Here is a 16056-nt window from a genome sequence, read left to right as displayed (position 1 = left end):
GCCTGGCGGATCGGGAGCGGGTCGGGTTGGTCGTGAGTGGCGATTCGGGTTAGAACCCGAATCGCCACTCACGACCCCGTGGCGAGGCCCGTCGGCACGCCACCTGCACGAGCCTCAGAACGCGGTCAGGATGATCCGTGCGGTACGCGGGTCGCCGTCGTGCACCAGCGACTCGAAGTGCCCGACGTCGTCGAAGGCGAATCCGTACGCCTTCCCGTCGACCATCTGCTCGTGCACGATCCGCGAGTAGTGGTCGGTCACGGGCTGCTTGTAGAACTGGCCCGCGTCGTAGGTCGGCTGCGTGTGCAGGGAGCCGAGGGTCGAGCGGTGCAGCGCCGCGCACAGCGTCCGCGCGATCGGGCCGACGACCTGGTCGTTCGGCGCGTGCAGCCGTCCGTCGCAGTTGAAGACATCGCGGGTGCTCGGCTTGCTGAACGACGCCACCGTCGCGCCCGAGGTGTCGGTGAAGCGCAGGACGTCGTCCCCGCCGGTCCGGCCGGTGAACTTCTTGCCGGGTTCGGCCTCGAACGGGACCACGGTCAGCGGGGTCGACTTGTAGGTGTTCCAGGCGCTCGTGACGTAGCCGTCGAGGTAGTTCGCACCGAATTTGCCGGTGTCGAGCCCCTTGCCCGGCGCGAGGACCCGCAGCCGGTTGTACACCAGGTTCGAGAAACCGGACTGTCCTTGGACGGCGTTGAAGATCGCCTCGCGGCCGCCCGCCTTGAGGCGTCCGGCCTCCTTGTTCGTGCCTGCCCCGTTGGTGAGCCCGACGGCGTGCGGCACGCTGAACATGTCGACCTGCGAGCTGTTGATGAACAGCCCGCCGTTGTCGTAGGTGAATTCGCTCCAGTCGAACAGGATGTCGCGGTTCGGGTCACCGTCGGCCCACGGCGCCGGCTGTACCAGCCCGTCCGGGGTCAGGAAGAACTTGATCTTCTGCCCGAACGACATGTAGACGCGGCCCGAGAGCATCCGCGGGATCCGCAGCGTGGTCGAGCCGCCGTTGCCGGGGCCCGCGATCGCGACGTCCGGCGCGGGGCTCGGCGGATTCGCGCCCGCCGGCCATGGGGTGAAGGCACCGGCGGCGTTGACGTAGCCGAGTTTGCCGGTGTCGAGGTTCGTGCCGAGCACGTAGAGGTGAACCGCGTCGGAGCGGTTCGAATTGTTGGTGACGGTCAACGGCAGCGGATCGGGGCCCGCGGCGACCGCGGTGGGCGCCGAAAGCGCCGAAACCCCGGTGACCAGGGGCAGGGCGACCGCCAACGCGGTCAAGACGCGCCGGATCTTCTTGCGGATGCGCACAGTTCACTCCTCGGCGGAATCCCGCCGCGGAACGCGAACGTGCCGCGGCGGTGCTTGCGGATATCGGCCGGGGGCGCGTTCCCGGCCTGGGTGTGACCTTGGCGAGGCGTCTCAGCACGGGAAGTTACGGCGCCGGGCCGGGAGTTGTCCAGACCACTGGTGGGAATCTGTCCGGTTTTGCGCCGGGGTGGACAATTGGTCGCGGACCTTCGTCGATTGAGGTGGCCGGTCCTCTCGACTACCGTTGTCCGCGTTCCGTCCTGGACCTCGGCGGCTGGATTTTCTCATCCGTGGGAGCGGGACATGAACGACGATTTTCCGATGCGAGGAACCGGCGGCGGTGAGACGTGGATTTCCCCCGCCTGCTGGGACGGCCTGGCCAAGGCGGCGACGGACGGCGGGCCGCACGGGATGGACGACCTCATGGCCGCCGTCAACGCGTGGGCGCGGAAGTACGCCGAGATCCGCCTCGGCGGCCGTGACCTGACCTATCTCGAACCGGCCGACGTGGCGCAGGAGATCTGCCTCGCGGTCTTCGTCGCGGTTCCCGGGCACGGCCTGCGCGGCGGCTCCTTCCTGTTCCTCCTGCGCGCCATCGCGGCGAACAAGGTCGCCGACGCCTTCCGGAAGGCGTCGCGGAGCAAACAGGTGCTGACCGGTGAACTCCCCGAACGTCCGGCGGTGGCCGCCGACGAACCGGAGCAGCGTGCCCTGCGGACCGACCTCGGCGTCCGGCTCGGCAGGCTCATGCGGATACTGCCCGTCTCCCACCGGGAAGTGCTGGGGATGCGGGTGATCGGCGAACTGACGTCGAACGAGACCGCCGCGGCGCTCGGTACGACGTCGTCACGCGTACGGGTGACCAAACACCGGGCGATCAGCAGGCTGCGCGCCCGCGCTCAGCGCCGGGACGCCTTGAGCTGAATACGGACCAGTAGCCGGAGGAAGGGATTCCCCCGTTTGGCCCGGGTCTCGAGAATGCGAACGCACATTGCCCCTCCAGAGCTCGCCGACGAGCGCCGTTCGCCGGGGGCCGGGACGAGCGGTCTCGCGTTCCACCCTAGGGGCGGACCGGGGGACCGAAACCGGCTGAACGGACGATTGCCGCCGTCCTGGTCGTCCGTTCGTCTCTTCGGAGCACCGCATTGGTGCCGGAGACGAGGTGGCGGGCGCGGCAAAAGGACGAAGACATGGGAGAATCGGCATGGCGCCGACGAGTGGTCCGCGCTGTTCGCCCTGGCCCCGGCGGGCTCGTCCGAGACCGGACAATGCCGGGGAGGCGCCATGGGGTTTCGGCGGCGTGATCGCACGGCGCTGGTCTGGGCGAAGATGAGTTTTCTCGCTTCGGAAACAGATTCGGCGGTTTCCGTGGAACACGCCTGCGTCGTTTGCGGAAACGTCCTCGAAGCGGCCGGTGTCGGGCTGACCCTCGCCGTCGGCGGAGGAGTCGCCGAGCCATTCTTCGCCACCGACGAACGCAGCCGCGAATTGGAAGACCTGCAGTTCACCTTGGGCGAAGGCCCGGCATGGGAGGTGGTGCGCGGCGGTATGCTCCTCGTCGTAACCGATGTGACCAGTTCGGAGACAGCACTCCGATGGCCGATGTTCGCGCCGGAAGCGATCGACAGAGGCGTGAAATCGATCATCGCGGTGCCGATCCGGACGGGTTCGATCAAATTGGGTGTCGTCGACTGTTATCGCGAACTCGCGGGGTTCCCGTCGAGGGAAGGACAGGCGGAGGCACTCGTTTGCGCCGACGCGGTGATCGCCCTCGCCGATGTCGGTACCGGCGGGCCCGGTCTGGCCGAAGTGATCGATCGCGAATTCGCCGGACACCACGACCGGGTGCATCAGGCCGCGGGAATGGTGTCGGTCCAGCTCGGCATCGGGCCGGTGGACGCGCTCGCCCGCTTGCGTGCCCACGCCTACGCCAGTGGCCGGAACCTCGACGAGGTCGCCATGGACGTGGTGCGGCGCCGGATCACCTTCCGGTCCGAGTCATGACGGACGCGTGCCTAAGGAGATATCAGAAACGATGACCGACCTCGCGGCAGGCTTGCGGGAAACCTTCGTGCAGTTGGCGGACACCCTTGTCGACGATTTCGATCTCATCGAGTTCCTCGACCTGCTCGCGTTCAGATGTGTCGAACTGCTCGGCGTCTGCACCGCCGGGCTGCTGCTCGCCGACGCGCACGGCACACTCACCATGGTGGCCGCGTCCGACGAACAGACCCGCACACTCGAACTGTTCCAATTGCGGAACTCCGAGGGGCCGTCCCTGGACTGCTACCGGCACGCCGAGCCGGTGGTCTGCCCGGATCTCACGCTCACGGGCGAAAGCTGGCCGAAGTTCTCCCGCGCGGCGGAAGACGCGGAATTCCGCTCCGTGTACGCGTTGCCGATGCGCCGCCGGGACGAAGTGATCGGCGCGCTGAACCTGTTCGGCACCCGCCCCGCTTCGCTGGACGACGCCGGATTGAGGCTGGGGCAGGCGCTCGCGGACATCGCCACGATCGGCATCCTGCACCACCGGCTGTTGCAAAGACAGGAAACCATCACCGCACAACTGCAAACGGCGCTGAACAGCCGGGTGATCATCGAACAGGCGAAAGGGGTGCTCGCCGAACGGCTGCGGGTTTCGGTCGACGACGCGTTCGGCGTATTGCGCGCCTACGCGCGGAGCAACAATCGCAAGATCCATTCCGTGGCGACCGGGATCATCGACCGCACAGTGGACATCCCGCGCTGAACGATACCGATTCGGCGCTTGTCCGCCTGCCGGTGATACCTAGACTGGATGGGTGTTCTCCCTGGAACAGCTGGTGAGTTTCGTCGCGGTGGCCGAGGAACTGCACTACGGCCGGGCGGCGGAGCGGCTCTCGATGACCCAGCCGCCGTTGAGCAGGCGGATCCAGTTACTGGAGCGCGAACTGGGGGTCGAGCTTTTCGACCGTACGCACCGCATGGTCCGGCTGACACCCGCCGGACGGGTTTTTCTCGCCGAGGCAAGGAAGATACTGCGTTCGGCGCAGGAGGCGACGCTGTACGCACGCCGGGCGAAGAAAGGCGAGGTCGGCGTCGTCACGCTCGGGTTCACCGCCACCGCCGCCTATTCGTATCTCGACCGCGTCATCGCCGCGGCGAACGCCGAGGTGCCCGGCGTCGATCTCGTGCTGCGGGAAATGGTGACGGCGGCACAGGTGGAGGAATTGCTGGCAGGCGGGATCGATCTCGGCATGGTCCGGCCGCCGGTGACCGGTGCCGACGTCGTGACCCTGCCGCTTTGGCGGGAGCCGCTGCTGGCCGCGCTGCCGTCCGCGCATCCGTTGGCGCGGCGCAAGAAGAATCCCGACGTCCGCGACTTCGACGGCGAGCCGTTCATCATGTATTCGCCGTCGGAGGGCCGGTACTTCCACGATCTGCTCGTGGCGGTGTTCCGCGCCGCCAGGGTGCTGCCGGACTACACGCAATACCCCTGCCAGGTGCATACGGTGCTCGCGCTGGTGAAGGCGGCCCTCGGTGTCGCGCTGGTGCCCGCCGCGGCCGCCGCGCTGCGGTTCGAGGGCGTCGTGCTCCGCCCGGTGGGCGGGGTCGAAGGCCGTCCGGTGGAACTCGAACTGATGTGGCGGAGGGGCAACGACAATCCGGCGCTGGGCGCGCTGCTCGCCGTCATCGGGAATCCGGCTCGGCGAGGTCCGTGAAGGCCCCCTTGAGGGCAGTCACGCGGTGAGCGTGTCGCGTGACGGGATCGGCATGTGACTGGAGGCGTAACTCGCGTGATTGGAGGCGTAACACCCGTGATTGGAGGCGTAACGGCTCCAGACACGCGAGTTACGCCTCCAGACACGCGAGTTACGCGTCCAGACACGTGAGTTACGGCTGGAACCACGCGAGATCCGGCTCAGCGGAACCAGCGGTCGGAGCGGTCCCCGGTGCTCCCAATGTGGCATTGGGGACGCTCAGCGCCTCCAATGCCACATTGGGGGCACAGGCCTGGCGGTCAGCGGGCGGGCCAGGCGTCACCCCATTCGGCGTCGCGGGCCTCGCGGTAGGCGTCGCCGTGCCGTTTGGTGACGATCGTTTCGGTGAGCCCGGTTTCGGCGCACAGAGTCAGGCTGACCATGCCCTTGCGTTTGGCCGGATGCCGCAGGATCCGGCCTTCGGCCCGTTCCGGCGCCGTGCGTGAGGCGACGACGTAGGAGAACTTCTCGTCCTCGAAGCCGAGCGTCCCGGACTTGAGCTGGCGGTGCAGGCCGGTGCGCGGGAGGCGCGCGGAGAAATGGCACCAGTCCTTGCCGCGCGGGATCGGGCACGCGCCTTCGTGCGGGCAGGGCGCGACGAGGGAAAGCCCGAGTTCGACGAGCTGATCCCGCGCTTCGACGATCCGTTCGTAGCCCGCTGGTGTGCCGGGTTCGATCAGCACCAGCATCCCGGCCTTCGCCGACAGCCAGCGGACCGTGTCGGCCCGGCGGGCTTCGGGCAGCTCACCGAGGACGTAGGAAAGGGTCACCAGATCGGCGTCCGGCGCGGGTGCGGCCGGGTCGATCAGGCCGCGCTGCCAGGTCGAGCCGCGGACAGCCTTGCCACCGGCGTTCCCCGCGAGCCGGCGGCCCAGCGCGATCGCGCCGGGGACCTGTTCGACGACGGTGCTCTCCTCCAGCGACGGCCACACGTCGGCCGCCGCCCAGATCGCCGCACCGGTCCCTCCGCCGACGTCGATCTGCGTGCGCGGAGCGAACCCGGGAGTGCGGAGGGCGGCTTCGGCGAGAACGGCGTGTACGGCTGCGTACGTGGCCGGCATCCGGTAGCCCGCGTACGCCGCGATGTCGACCTCGGAGGAGAGGATGGGCGCGCTCGCGGGGTTGTTCTCGCGGTAGCGCGTGCTGAGCCGCTCGACGGACTGCGTCAGCCTGGTCTGCGGGTACTTGCCCAGCTCCTCGTCGAGGGCGGAGCGGAGGGTTTCGGGGAGTGCGGACACGGTTCGGCATTCTCCCATGCATGCTTGACCTGCGGTTTTCCGGCTGCTCGAATACTCGCGGAAAAAAGTTCGGGGACCGTGTCGAAACCGGGGGTGCCCGATCGACGCGTTGATGTGGCAGGGGACGAGCCCCGCCGGGAACGGAGACTCAGATGCGGTTCATGGTGATTGTCAAGAGCGACGAGAAGACCGACGTGGCCGGTGCTCAGCCGAGTGCCGAGGAGTTGCAGGAGATGGGGAAGTTCAACGAGGAGCTGGTGAAGGCGGGCGTCATGCTCGCGGGTGAAGGACTGCTCCCCAGCGCCGACGGTGTCCGCATCCAGTACTCCGGCACCACCGAGGCCAGGGTCGTCGACGGTCCTTTCGCCGAGAGCAAGGAGCTCATCGCGGGTTTCTGGATCCTGCAGGTCAAGGACAAGGCCGAGGTCATCGAATGGATGAAGCGCGCGCCGTTCCGCGAGGGCGAGATCGAGATCCGGCGGGTCGCCGAGATGGAGGACTTCGACAACGCCACGCCCGAGATCGTCGAGCACGAGCAGAAGCTGCGGGAACAGGCCGAGGCGAACTAGGCCGCGTCAGGGTTGCGGTCGTCACGCCGACGATGTTGATTGGTCGGCGTGACGGCAACAGCAGACCCCCGGTCGGCGATCGACGCGGTGTGGCGGATCGAGTCGGCCCGCCTCATCGCCGGCCTCGCGCGGATGACGCGCGACGTCGGCCTCGCGGAGGAACTCGCGCAGGACGCGCTGGTCGCCGCGCTCGAACAGTGGCCGGAGTCGGGCGTCCCGAGGAATCCGGGTGCCTGGCTCATGACCACGGCCAAACGCCGGGCCGTCGACACCTTCCGGCGCAACGAGCGCTACGAACGGAAGCTCGGCGAGATCGGCCGCGAGCAGGAGTTCGAGGAGGAACCCGACTTCACCGCGGGCCTCGACGACCACATCGAAGACGATCTGCTGCGGCTGGTGTTCACCGCCTGCCATCCGGTGCTTTCCACCGAAGCCAGGGTGGCGCTGACGCTGAAGATGATCGGCGGGCTCCAGACGCACGAGATCGCGCGGGCGTTCCTCGCCAAGGAGACCGCCATCGCGCAGCGCATCGTCCGCGCGAAGAAGACGCTCGCCGACGCCAAGGTGCCGTTCGAGGTGCCGGAGGGGGCCGATCGCGTCGCGCGCCTGGAGTCGGTGCTCGAAGTGATCTACCTGATCTTCAACGAGGGCTACTCGGCGACGGCGGGCGAGGACTGGATGCGGCCGGCGCTGTGCGAGGAAGCGCTGCGGCTCGGCCGGATCCTGGCCGGGCTGATGCCGAAGGAACCCGAGGTGCACGGGCTCGTTTCGCTGATGGAGATCCAGGCGTCGCGGTCGGCCGCGCGCGTCGGGCCGAACGGCGAACCCGTGCTGCTGCTGGATCAGGACCGGACGAAATGGAACCGGCTCCTGATCGGCCGCGGCCTCGCCGCGCTGGACCTCGCCGAGTCACTCGCGGACGGCGCTTTCGGCGTCTACGCCGCGCAAGCCGCCATCGCCGCCTGCCACGCGCGGGCGCGGACGGGCGAGGAGACCGACTGGGCACGCATCGCGATCTTGTACGAAGGGCTCGGGAAGCTGAACCCGTCGCCGGTGATCGAACTGAACCGCGCGGTGGCGCTGTCGATGGCGGTCGGGCCGGAAGCGGGCCTCGCGGTGGTCGACAAGCTGACGTCGGAGCCCGCGCTGAAGGCGTACCACCTGCTGCCGAGCGTGCGCGGCGACTTCCTGGCGAAGCTCGGCCGTCTGGACGAGGCCCGCGCCGAGTTCGAGCGCGCGGCGGAAATGACCGGGAACGACCGGGAGCGCACCCTCTTGCTGAACCGCGCGGCCGAGTGCACCCCCTGACCCCTTCGCAATTCGTCACCTACTTGCGTTCGATCCCGGCGCAAGTAGGTGACGAATTGCGATAGGGGCGCGTCAGGCGGGGGTGGGGCGCAGCGCGGACAAGGCCCGGTGCTGGCCCAGCCGGACGGCCTGGACGGTGCAGCCGAGCGCCAGCGCGGTGTCTTCGGCGGAAAGCCCGACGAGCGACCGCAGCACCATGATCTCGCGCTGCTGGCCAGGCAGGCCCGAAAGCGGGTTCGGCAGTTCGGCGGTGCTCCGGTGGAAGTCGTCGACGAGGCCGCGCGTGACGTCGTAGGCGAACGTGAGAAGCGCGGACGCCCCGGCCACTCCGGCGACGATCTCGCGGCAGCTGTCCTTCGCGATCGCGTCGGCGATGTCGTAGGTGCCGGAACGACGTCCGATCCGCGCCCGGCAGTAGCGCACGACCAGGACGCGGACGACGTCGACCAGCTTCGAGGCTGTCTCCGTCCGCCCGCCGGCCTCCAGCGGCCGCCGCGAACCGTGTCCTTGCATCGGCTCCCTCTCCCACCTTTCAGATGAGCACGGCGGAGGGGGAGGGAGGTACGGTCTTTTTGCCGACACGGGCCGCTTCAGGCCTCGATGAAGACGATCCGCTCGGGCTCGGTCGTCAGGTTCACGGTCTGCCGCTTCACGCTCACCAAGGTCTCGAATTCCGTGGCGTGCCCGTCCGGGACGGTGAACAGGCGGTCGTTGCGGGAATCGAGGAAGTCGGAGAAGCCGGTGAGCGAGACCCCGCCGCTTTCGTCGAGCGCGAGGTAGTCGACGAGCCTGCGGAACAGTTTCGGCAGGATCACCAGTTCGTCGGCCAGTTGCCGTCGTGACGAAAGCTTGAACCCGGAGTTCGTGACGTCCTGCGGCCACAGCCCGCGCCCGTCCTGGCGGGCCTTGCCCGCGGCTTCGGCCAAGGCGTCACGAAGATCGGGGTACAGCAGCGAATAGAACGTCGGGTAGACGAGGCCGGCCGCGACCTGCCGGTAGTTCGCGGAGTTCTTCAGCGTTTTGACGTCGAGATTGACCTTGGAAAGGTCCGCGGACCTTCCCGGCCGTTGCCCGGGAAAGGCGAACGCCACCGCTCGTCCGTATTTGTCGGCGAATCGCGTCAGTATGTGACCCGGTACCTTGATCGGAGTCGCCGAAGTGACCCTTCCCCGTTCATCGCGTTCGACCGTTTTGAAGCCGAGGACCTTCAGCAGGTTCGCCGCGGCGGCGTCGGCGAATTCCGCGGGCTGATGCCACATCCCGCCGGTTCCCCTGGCCTGGTAATGCGTTTCGAGCGCGTCGATCGCGTCGAGCCGCAACTGCATCCCGCCCCGTGAATTGAGCCGGACCTTCAGGCCCGCCTTCTTGGTCGCCTGGGGATCGTCGGGATAGAACCGCACCGAATCGCCGTCCGGTGAGGCTCCGACAAGCTGGAACGTACCTTTGATCAGCGTCATGGGCATGAGGACAACGGTAGTTCCCATTCCGGTGAACGAACCTGGTGTTCATCCATCCAGCCCAATGGCCGGTAAAGATCGGGTGACCATTGTGGACATTCCCGTGTTCTCGTTCACGACGGGATCATGAACTCCAGCACGGTCGCCTGCAGCAGCGCGATGACCCCGACCACGGCGGTCAGCGCGACCGACCACAGGAACGTCTGCCGCAGCAGCGCGCCTTCTTTCCCGGACTGCCCGATCGCGGTGGCGCCGATCGACAGGTTCTGTGGCGAGATCATCTTGCCCATCACGCCGCCGGAGGTGTTCGTGGCACCGGCGAGGATCGGGTCGACGTGCAGTTGCTGCGCGGAAATCACCTGCATCGGCCCGAAGAGACTGTTCGTCGACGCGTCCGATCCGGTGAGGAAGACGCCCAGCCAGCCGATGTAGGCGGAGAACAACGGGAACAGCACCCCGGTGGTCGCCAGCGCGAGACCGAGGGTCTGCGTCGCACCCGAGTAGTTCATGACGAACGCGATCGCGAGGATCATGAAGATCGTCGCCAGCGCCCACCGCATCTGGTGCAGTGTCCGGCGGTAGGTGGCCAGCAGCAGCCGCGGTTTCGCGCCCATCGCGAACCCTGCCACGATCGCCGCGATCAGGGCCACGGTTCCTGGCGAGTAAAGGAAATCGACGGTCAACGTCGCCGCGTACGGGGTGTCCTTCGGCGTGATCGGCGCGTGCTGGACGACCTCCTTGTGCAGCCCAGGCCACGCGAACACCCAATCGGCCTTGTGCAGCAGCTTCGTCAGGTCCAGCCATTCGGGCAGGTCCTTGAAGATCGTGCCGATCCGGGAAAGGAAGATCGCCGTGATCAGGACGATGTACGGCGCCCACGCGTACAGCGCGCCTCGCCCGGCTTTCGCCGCGCCGAGATTCGCCCCGGCCTTCACCGGTTCTTCGCCGTCGAAACGCCAAACCGCCGACGGCTGCCAGAAGCGCGTCAGTATCCACAGCGAGGCCATCGCGGCGAGCGCGGCGACGACGTCGACGAGGCTCGGGCTGATGAAGTTCGAGGTGACGAACTGCATGACCGCGAACGACAGGCCCGCGGTCAGCACGGCGGGCCAGACCTCGATCATCCGTTTCCAGCCCGCGAGGACCACGATCAGGAACCCGGGGACGATCAGCGCCAGAAAGGGCAGCTGGCGGCCCACCATCGACGAGAACAGTTCCGTCGCCTGTTCGGAGTTCATGTCGAGGATCGGCGCGGTCAGCCTGCCGAGCACGATCAGCGGATTGCCGAGGCCGCCGAACGCGACCGGCGCGGTGTTCGCCAGCAACGCGAGCACGACCGCCTTCACCGGCGGGAAACCGAGTGCGGCCATCATCGCCGCGGTGATCGCGATCGGCGAGCCACCGCCCGCGATCCCCTCCAGCAGCGCCCCGAACCCGAACGCGATCAGCAACGCCTGGAGGCGGCGGTCCTCACTGAATCCGGCGAGGACCGCCTTGATGTGGTCGAACCGTCCGGTCGCGACGGTGACATTGTGGAAGTACACGGCGTGGAACGCGATCCAGGCCACCGACCACACCCCGAACACCAGCCCCATGGCCGCGGAATCGAAGGCGAGCCCCGCGGGCATGCGGTACAGCAGTACCGCGACCAGCAGCGCGGTGATCAGCGCCAGCGCCGCCGAGAGATGCGCGGATCTGCGCAGGACTCCCAGCGTCACCAGCAGCACGACGATCGGCAGCGCCGCCAGCGCGGCGGACACCCACAGCCCGCCCGCCGGCTGGTAGTCCTGGACCCAGCCCACCTCAGCCCCTTTGCGCGCGGACGTAACCCAGCCGGAGCGAAAGCGCGGCCGCGGTGCCGGCCACCGTCGCACCCAGTTCGTCGGTGCGGCGGAGCACCCGCCCAGCCGGGCCCGCGATGCTGATCGCGGCGATCGGCCGTCCGGTGTGGTCGCGGACGGCGGCGGCCACGCAGCCCACGTCCGGTTCGTTTTCGACGTCGTCCACGGCCCAGCCGCGGCGGCTCGTCCTCGCCAGGTCGTCGAGCAGCCGGACCGGATCGTTGATCGTCTTGAGCGTGAGACTGTCGAGTTTCATCCGGCGGATGCGTTCGACGCGGTCCTGTTCGGGCAGCGCCGCCAGCCACGCCTTGCCCAGCGAGGTCGCGTGCTGCGGACGGCGGGTGCCGAGACGGCAGGCAAGGGTGACGGCGTTGGCGCTGCGTTCGGTGGCGACGTAGACCATCGTGTCGTTGTCCGGGACGGCGAGGTACGTCGTCTCGCCGCTCCGCTCGGCGAGCGACGCGAGATAGCGCGGCGCGCAGCGGTGGAGATCGGTCGCCGCCATCGCGCGGGCGCCGAGTTCGACCAGCCGGGTGCCGAGCCGCACGCGGCCGGTGGCGCGATCGGCTTCGAGGTATTCCAGGTTCTTGAGGGTGCCGACGATGCGGTACGCGGCGCTCCGGGAGAGACCCAGTTGCCTGGCGATCGCGTTGGTGGAAATCTCCTGGTTCTTGCCGACGTGCTCGAGGACCGCTAGTCCGCGCTCGAGTGTGCCACTGGAATCCAGGCCTCGTGGTGTGCCCACTTCGCCCCTCCGTTGGACCGGGGTACCGATGATCGGCACCTGTTTCCGCTAAGCGGGTTCGGACGTTAACAGCTCGGCCCGACGTTGGGAAGGTTTCTTAACAAAGTGGCTACCGGACAAGTTTTCCCTGTTCGGGGCGGTTCGGTCAAGATCACCGGTTCGGCCCAATCCGTTCGGTGGGTTCCGATTCGGCGTATGACTTCAGGGGTCATTTTTCTGTTCACGGATATGAAAGAACCCTCGCCGGAAAATCGCGGCGAGGGTTCGGCTCGAAGTACGTTTCTAACGCACCGACAGATTCGCGACCGCTCGGACGACGGCCGTGCAGCGGTCTTCGACATAGGCCAGACCGCCTTCTTCGGCGATCCGGCGGGACTCGGCGGAGACGATGCCCTGTTGCAGCCAGAGCGCCTTGGCACCGATCGCGACGGCCTGTTCGGCGATCGGCGGGGTGTCTTCGGACGGGCGGAAGACGTCGACCAGGTCGACCGGCTCCGGGATGTCGGTGAGGGAGCGGTAGACCTTTTCGCCAAGCAGCTCGTCGGCCGAAGGGTGGACGGGGATGATCCGGAACCCGTGTGCCTGCAGTACGGCGGCGACGCCGTGCGAGGCCTTGGCCGGATCACGGCTCAGCCCCACTACGGCGATCGTCTTCGATCCGGCGAGGATCTCGGTGGCGCGATCGGTCATACCGGGTTCAACGACGGCGGGCGGCCGTGAATTCCTAGAGTTTCCAGAGCCGCAGGCCGCGCACCCGGTACACCGGCCAGACGACGTGCCAGGCGCGACGCCGCAGGAACACCGTCGAACAGGTCAGGATGCTTCGCGCGGATGTCGTCGCGACGTCGTGGCGGTCCGGCCAGCTCTCGCCGTGCCGCCCGGCGGCGATCCGGAAGACGTTGACCAGGCCGCGGCCCTGCAGGTCGAACTTCGCGCCGGTGTCGCCGGAATCAGGAGTCAGCGAGGCGATCTCCGGGCCGAACGCGGCCGCGGGCGCCGGTCCCGCGTCGGCGGGGAGGTCACCGATGGTCGAGGAGACGGCCTTGCCGTAGAGACGCCGGGTGTAGCGCTGGAGCAGCAGCCGCTCCCACAGCGGCAGGACACGGCGGTGCTTGAGCAGCGCCGAACACTCCGCGTGCCCGATGGCGAAGACGTCGGTCAGCTCGTCGTAGGCGTTGTGCGCGGTGGGCTCGTTGAGGTGCACCCGCACCTCGTAGCGGATGCGCGCGGTGAGCTCGTCGAGCTCTTCGCGGCGGTCGACCCTGGCCTTCGCCCGTGAGAGCGTCCAATCGGACATGGGAGCAGGCTAGGTGATGATCGGGGTCGCACAAGCCACTTTCGGCCTAATCTGTTCGTACCGGCCAGTGGAACGGGCGTCTTGTGCGGGCATCGGTGACGGGGCAGAGTCCGACTGTCGGAAGGAGCCCATGGACGCCAGCACGCTGCAGGAGGCCGCGGCCGCGCTGCTCAGCGCGTACGAGACCGGCAAGCCGATCGCGCCCCTCATCGAGACGTATCCCGCCGCGACCTTGGAGGACGCGTACCGCATCCAGCAGTGGCTCGTCCACCATTGGGCCGAACGCGGCGACGGTGTACGCGGGCACAAGGTCGGCCTCGCGTCCGCCGCCATGCAGCGGCAGATGGGCGTCGACCAGCCCGACTACGGCCATCTGACCGGTTCGATGTTCCACCTCGAACACCAGCCGATCCCGATCGGCGGGTTCCTGCAGCCGAAGATCGAACCGGAGATCGCGTTCGTGCTCGGCTCGCGGCTGTGCGGGCCAGGGGTCACGGTGGCGGACGCGCTGCGGGCGGTGGACTTCGTCGTCCCGGCGCTGGAGATCGTCGATTCCCGCATCCAGGACTGGAAGATCAGCATCGTCGACACCATCGCGGACAACGCGTCCTCCGGCGGGGTCGTCCTCGGCAGCAGGCCGACCGCGATCGGCGACGTCGACCTGCGGCTGGTGGGCTGTGTCCTGCACCAGAACGGTGAGATCGCGGCCACCGGCGCCGGCGGCGCGGTGCTCGGCTCGCCGGTGAACGCGCTGGTGTGGCTCGCGAACACGATCGGACCGCTCGGCGTCGCGCTGGAGCCGGGGCACGTCGTGCTGCCGGGCTCGATGACACGTGCGATCCCGGTGAGCCCCGGCGACACCGTGGTCGCGACGATGGCGGGGCTCGGCAGTGTCACCGCGAAGTTCTCCGGGGAGGAGCGGCCGTGAGCCTTGACGTGCGGGAGGCGGCGGAAGCGCTGCTGTCCGGGGAAGAACGCGAGCCGCTGACGGATTCATGGCCCGCTTTGGACGTCGAAACCGCGTACGCGATCCAGGACGAGGCGCTCCGGCTCAGGCTGGAGCGCGGCGAGACGCTCATCGGCGTCAAGCTGGGCTTGACCTCTCAGGCGATGCGACAGCGGATGGGGATCGACTCGCCGTTGCTCGCCTGGCTGACCGACGCCATGGTCCTGCCCGCCGGTGTCCCGGTGCCGTCGCTGATCCACCCGCGTGCGGAGCCCGAGCTGGTTTTCGTGCTGGGTGAACGACTTTCGGGCCCCGGCGTGACCGCGGCGACCGCGATGGCGGCGGTGAGCCGGGTCCACGGCGGCATCGAGACCGTCGACAGCCGCTACCGTGACTACCGGGGAAAGCTGCCGGACGCCGTGGCGGACAACGGTTTCTCCGCGTACTTCACGCTGGGCCCTGTCGGCATCGATCCGTCCACAGTGGACCTTTCGCTGGAGGCGGCGCTTCTGGAGGTCGACGGCGCCATCGTCGACACCGCCACCGGCGCGGCCGTGCAGGGCCATCCGGCGGAAGCACTGGCGCTGGCGGCCAACACCCTCGGCGCCCGGGGGCTCGCGCTGGAGCCGGGCTGGATCGTGCTCACCGGCGGGATGACCGACGCCGTCGACATTCGCCCGGGTTCACGGGTGGCGGCGCACTTCTCGCATCTGGGCTCGATCACGCTCGCCGGGTCTTGACGTCGGCGAGGTCGGCCGTGCGGAGCAGTCCACGCGTCAATCGCGGCCAGATCGCCCGCGGGAGGTCGTGCCCCATCCCGGGCACGATGTCCACTTCGGACTTCCGCAGCGCGCGGGCCGTCGCCCGGCCGCCGGAAACGTGCACGAGCGGATCCTTCGAACCGTGCACGACGAGCGCGGGTACATCGAGTTTCCGCAACGCGCGGAAGCGATCCCGGCTCGAAACGATGGCAGCCAGCTGCCGCGCCGTCCCGCCGGGATTCACGCCGCGATCGAACGACCGCTCCGCGCGTTCACGCATCCGCGCCTCGTCGAAGGGGTAACCGGGCGAGCCGATGACGCGGAAGGTGCGCACCAAGGACTCGACGTACTGCGCACGATCACGCGGAGGCGCCGAAAGCAGCATCGCCATCGCCTTGGCGCTCGGCCGGCCGACGAACCGGTTGCCGGTGGTCGACATGATCGACGTCAGCGAACGCACCCGCGACGGATACTCGACGGCCAGGGTCTGCGCGACCATCCCGCCCATCGACGCGCCCACGATGTGCGCGCTCTCGACGCCGAGTTTCGTCAGCAGTCCGGCGGCGTCGCCCGCCATGTCCGCCAGGGAGTACGGCGCCGTGCGCAGGGCGTACGCGAGCGGCAGGCTCGCCCGCCCGGTCATCCGGCTGGACCGGCCGGCGTCCCGGTTGTCGTAGCGGATGACGAAGAACCCCTCGGCCGCGAGGTTCTCGCAGAGCTCGTCGTCCCACCAGATCATCTGCGAGGCCAGGCCCATGATCATCAGCAACGGCCTGCCGTCCGGCGGACCGAACGTCTCGTGGCACAGCTCGACGCCGTTCACGTCGGCGATCATCTCCGGCATCGGCACAG

The 16056-nt window shown here is 68.3% G+C and carries 17 protein-coding genes; 8 read left to right on the top strand and 9 right to left on the bottom strand.

Annotation, left to right across the window (positions count from 1 at the left end):
• Positions 1–114: 114 nt before the first annotated feature.
• Positions 115–1302 (bottom strand): beta-1,3-glucanase family protein, encoded by a 1188-nt coding sequence (locus DL991_RS07335; RefSeq protein ID WP_125782271.1) that lies wholly within the window; start codon positions 1300–1302, stop codon positions 115–117.
• A 303-nt stretch (positions 1303–1605) separates the two neighbouring features.
• On the opposite strand from DL991_RS07335, the gene DL991_RS07330 reads away from it, so the two are divergent.
• The 4 genes from DL991_RS07330 (at position 1606) to DL991_RS07315 (ending at position 5003) form a co-directional block, all read left to right on the top strand.
• Positions 1606–2226 (top strand): sigma-70 family RNA polymerase sigma factor, encoded by a 621-nt coding sequence (locus DL991_RS07330; protein WP_125782269.1) that lies wholly within the window; start codon positions 1606–1608, stop codon positions 2224–2226.
• A 360-nt stretch (positions 2227–2586) separates the two neighbouring features.
• On the top strand, positions 2587–3306 hold the full coding sequence (locus DL991_RS07325; protein ID WP_125782267.1) for a GAF and ANTAR domain-containing protein: 720 nt from the start codon (positions 2587–2589) through the stop codon (positions 3304–3306).
• A 31-nt stretch (positions 3307–3337) separates the two neighbouring features.
• Positions 3338–4051 carry a GAF and ANTAR domain-containing protein gene (locus DL991_RS07320; protein WP_125782265.1) on the top strand — a complete coding sequence of 238 codons (714 nt, stop codon included), beginning with the start codon at positions 3338–3340 and terminating at the stop codon, positions 4049–4051.
• A 52-nt stretch (positions 4052–4103) separates the two neighbouring features.
• Positions 4104–5003, top strand: coding sequence for a LysR family transcriptional regulator (locus DL991_RS07315; protein WP_125782263.1), 900 nt, complete (start codon positions 4104–4106; stop codon positions 5001–5003).
• A gap of 299 nt (positions 5004–5302) precedes the next feature.
• Here DL991_RS07315 and DL991_RS07310 read toward each other — a convergent pair whose 3' ends face one another.
• The gene (locus DL991_RS07310) at positions 5303–6280 is read right to left on the bottom strand and encodes a small ribosomal subunit Rsm22 family protein (protein ID WP_233598699.1); all 978 of its coding nucleotides are present in this window, start codon (positions 6278–6280) and stop codon (positions 5303–5305) included.
• A 152-nt stretch (positions 6281–6432) separates the two neighbouring features.
• Between DL991_RS07310 and DL991_RS07305 the strand changes: the two genes are divergently transcribed.
• Entirely contained in the window at positions 6433–6849 is a 417-nt protein-coding gene (locus tag DL991_RS07305; protein WP_125782259.1) for a YciI family protein, read from the top strand.
• A gap of 39 nt (positions 6850–6888) precedes the next feature.
• Positions 6889–8157: an RNA polymerase sigma factor gene (locus DL991_RS07300; RefSeq protein WP_125782257.1), complete on the top strand. Its 1269-nt coding sequence runs from the start codon at positions 6889–6891 to the stop codon at positions 8155–8157.
• A 72-nt stretch (positions 8158–8229) separates the two neighbouring features.
• Here DL991_RS07300 and DL991_RS07295 read toward each other — a convergent pair whose 3' ends face one another.
• The 6 genes from DL991_RS07295 to DL991_RS07270 all read right to left on the bottom strand — a co-directional run bounded on the left by DL991_RS07295 (position 8230) and on the right by DL991_RS07270 (position 13497).
• A complete protein-coding gene (locus tag DL991_RS07295) occupies positions 8230–8670 on the bottom strand; it encodes a sigma factor-like helix-turn-helix DNA-binding protein (RefSeq protein ID WP_125782255.1) in 441 nt (146 codons plus the stop codon).
• Between the two features lie 77 nt (positions 8671–8747).
• On the bottom strand, positions 8748–9620 hold the full coding sequence (locus tag DL991_RS07290; protein WP_125782253.1) for a nuclease: 873 nt from the start codon (positions 9618–9620) through the stop codon (positions 8748–8750).
• A 107-nt stretch (positions 9621–9727) separates the two neighbouring features.
• Positions 9728–11416: an L-lactate permease gene (locus tag DL991_RS07285; protein ID WP_125782252.1), complete on the bottom strand. Its 1689-nt coding sequence runs from the start codon at positions 11414–11416 to the stop codon at positions 9728–9730.
• Position 11417: 1 nt separating this feature from the next.
• Positions 11418–12200: an IclR family transcriptional regulator gene (locus DL991_RS07280; protein WP_125782250.1), complete on the bottom strand. Its 783-nt coding sequence runs from the start codon at positions 12198–12200 to the stop codon at positions 11418–11420.
• Between the two features lie 282 nt (positions 12201–12482).
• A complete protein-coding gene (locus DL991_RS07275) occupies positions 12483–12890 on the bottom strand; it encodes a CoA-binding protein (protein ID WP_125782248.1) in 408 nt (135 codons plus the stop codon).
• A 34-nt stretch (positions 12891–12924) separates the two neighbouring features.
• Positions 12925–13497 carry a hypothetical protein gene (locus DL991_RS07270; protein ID WP_125782246.1) on the bottom strand — a complete coding sequence of 191 codons (573 nt, stop codon included), beginning with the start codon at positions 13495–13497 and terminating at the stop codon, positions 12925–12927.
• A gap of 130 nt (positions 13498–13627) precedes the next feature.
• Here DL991_RS07270 and DL991_RS07265 point away from each other — a divergent pair, with 130 nt between their 5' ends.
• Together DL991_RS07265 and DL991_RS07260 are read left to right on the top strand one after the other, a co-directional pair.
• A complete protein-coding gene (locus DL991_RS07265) occupies positions 13628–14425 on the top strand; it encodes a 2-keto-4-pentenoate hydratase (RefSeq protein WP_125782244.1) in 798 nt (265 codons plus the stop codon).
• Positions 14422–15183, top strand: a complete 762-nt coding sequence (locus DL991_RS07260) for a 2-keto-4-pentenoate hydratase (RefSeq protein ID WP_199753852.1) — start codon at positions 14422–14424, stop codon at positions 15181–15183. The genes DL991_RS07265 and DL991_RS07260 overlap by 4 nt, the downstream gene beginning before the upstream one ends.
• On the opposite strand, the gene DL991_RS07255 is transcribed toward DL991_RS07260, so the two are convergent.
• Positions 15164–16048, bottom strand: coding sequence for an alpha/beta fold hydrolase (locus DL991_RS07255; RefSeq protein ID WP_125782242.1), 885 nt, complete (start codon positions 16046–16048; stop codon positions 15164–15166). The genes DL991_RS07260 and DL991_RS07255 overlap by 20 nt on opposite strands.
• Positions 16049–16056: the final 8 nt, after the last annotated feature.

This window comes from Amycolatopsis sp. WAC 01375, from assembly GCF_003947325.1.
Lineage (GTDB): Bacteria > Actinomycetota > Actinomycetes > Mycobacteriales > Pseudonocardiaceae > Amycolatopsis.
Note: the sequence above shows the minus strand (reverse complement) of the source record. Positions and strands in the feature narration are given on the sequence as shown.

Coding starts and splice junctions, on each gene's coding strand:
- DL991_RS07290 (WP_125782253.1), bottom strand. CDS start 9,620: ATGCCCATGACGCTGATCAAAGGTACGTTCCAGCTTGTCGGAGCCTCA.
- DL991_RS07275 (WP_125782248.1), bottom strand. CDS start 12,890: ATGACCGATCGCGCCACCGAGATCCTCGCCGGATCGAAGACGATCGCC.
- DL991_RS07330 (WP_125782269.1), top strand. CDS start 1,606: ATGAACGACGATTTTCCGATGCGAGGAACCGGCGGCGGTGAGACGTGG.
- DL991_RS07305 (WP_125782259.1), top strand. CDS start 6,433: ATGCGGTTCATGGTGATTGTCAAGAGCGACGAGAAGACCGACGTGGCC.
- DL991_RS07325 (WP_125782267.1), top strand. CDS start 2,587: ATGGGGTTTCGGCGGCGTGATCGCACGGCGCTGGTCTGGGCGAAGATG.
- DL991_RS07265 (WP_125782244.1), top strand. CDS start 13,628: ATGGACGCCAGCACGCTGCAGGAGGCCGCGGCCGCGCTGCTCAGCGCG.
- DL991_RS07270 (WP_125782246.1), bottom strand. CDS start 13,497: ATGTCCGATTGGACGCTCTCACGGGCGAAGGCCAGGGTCGACCGCCGC.
- DL991_RS07295 (WP_125782255.1), bottom strand. CDS start 8,670: ATGCAAGGACACGGTTCGCGGCGGCCGCTGGAGGCCGGCGGGCGGACG.
- DL991_RS07255 (WP_125782242.1), bottom strand. CDS start 16,048: ATGCCGGAGATGATCGCCGACGTGAACGGCGTCGAGCTGTGCCACGAG.
- DL991_RS07320 (WP_125782265.1), top strand. CDS start 3,338: ATGACCGACCTCGCGGCAGGCTTGCGGGAAACCTTCGTGCAGTTGGCG.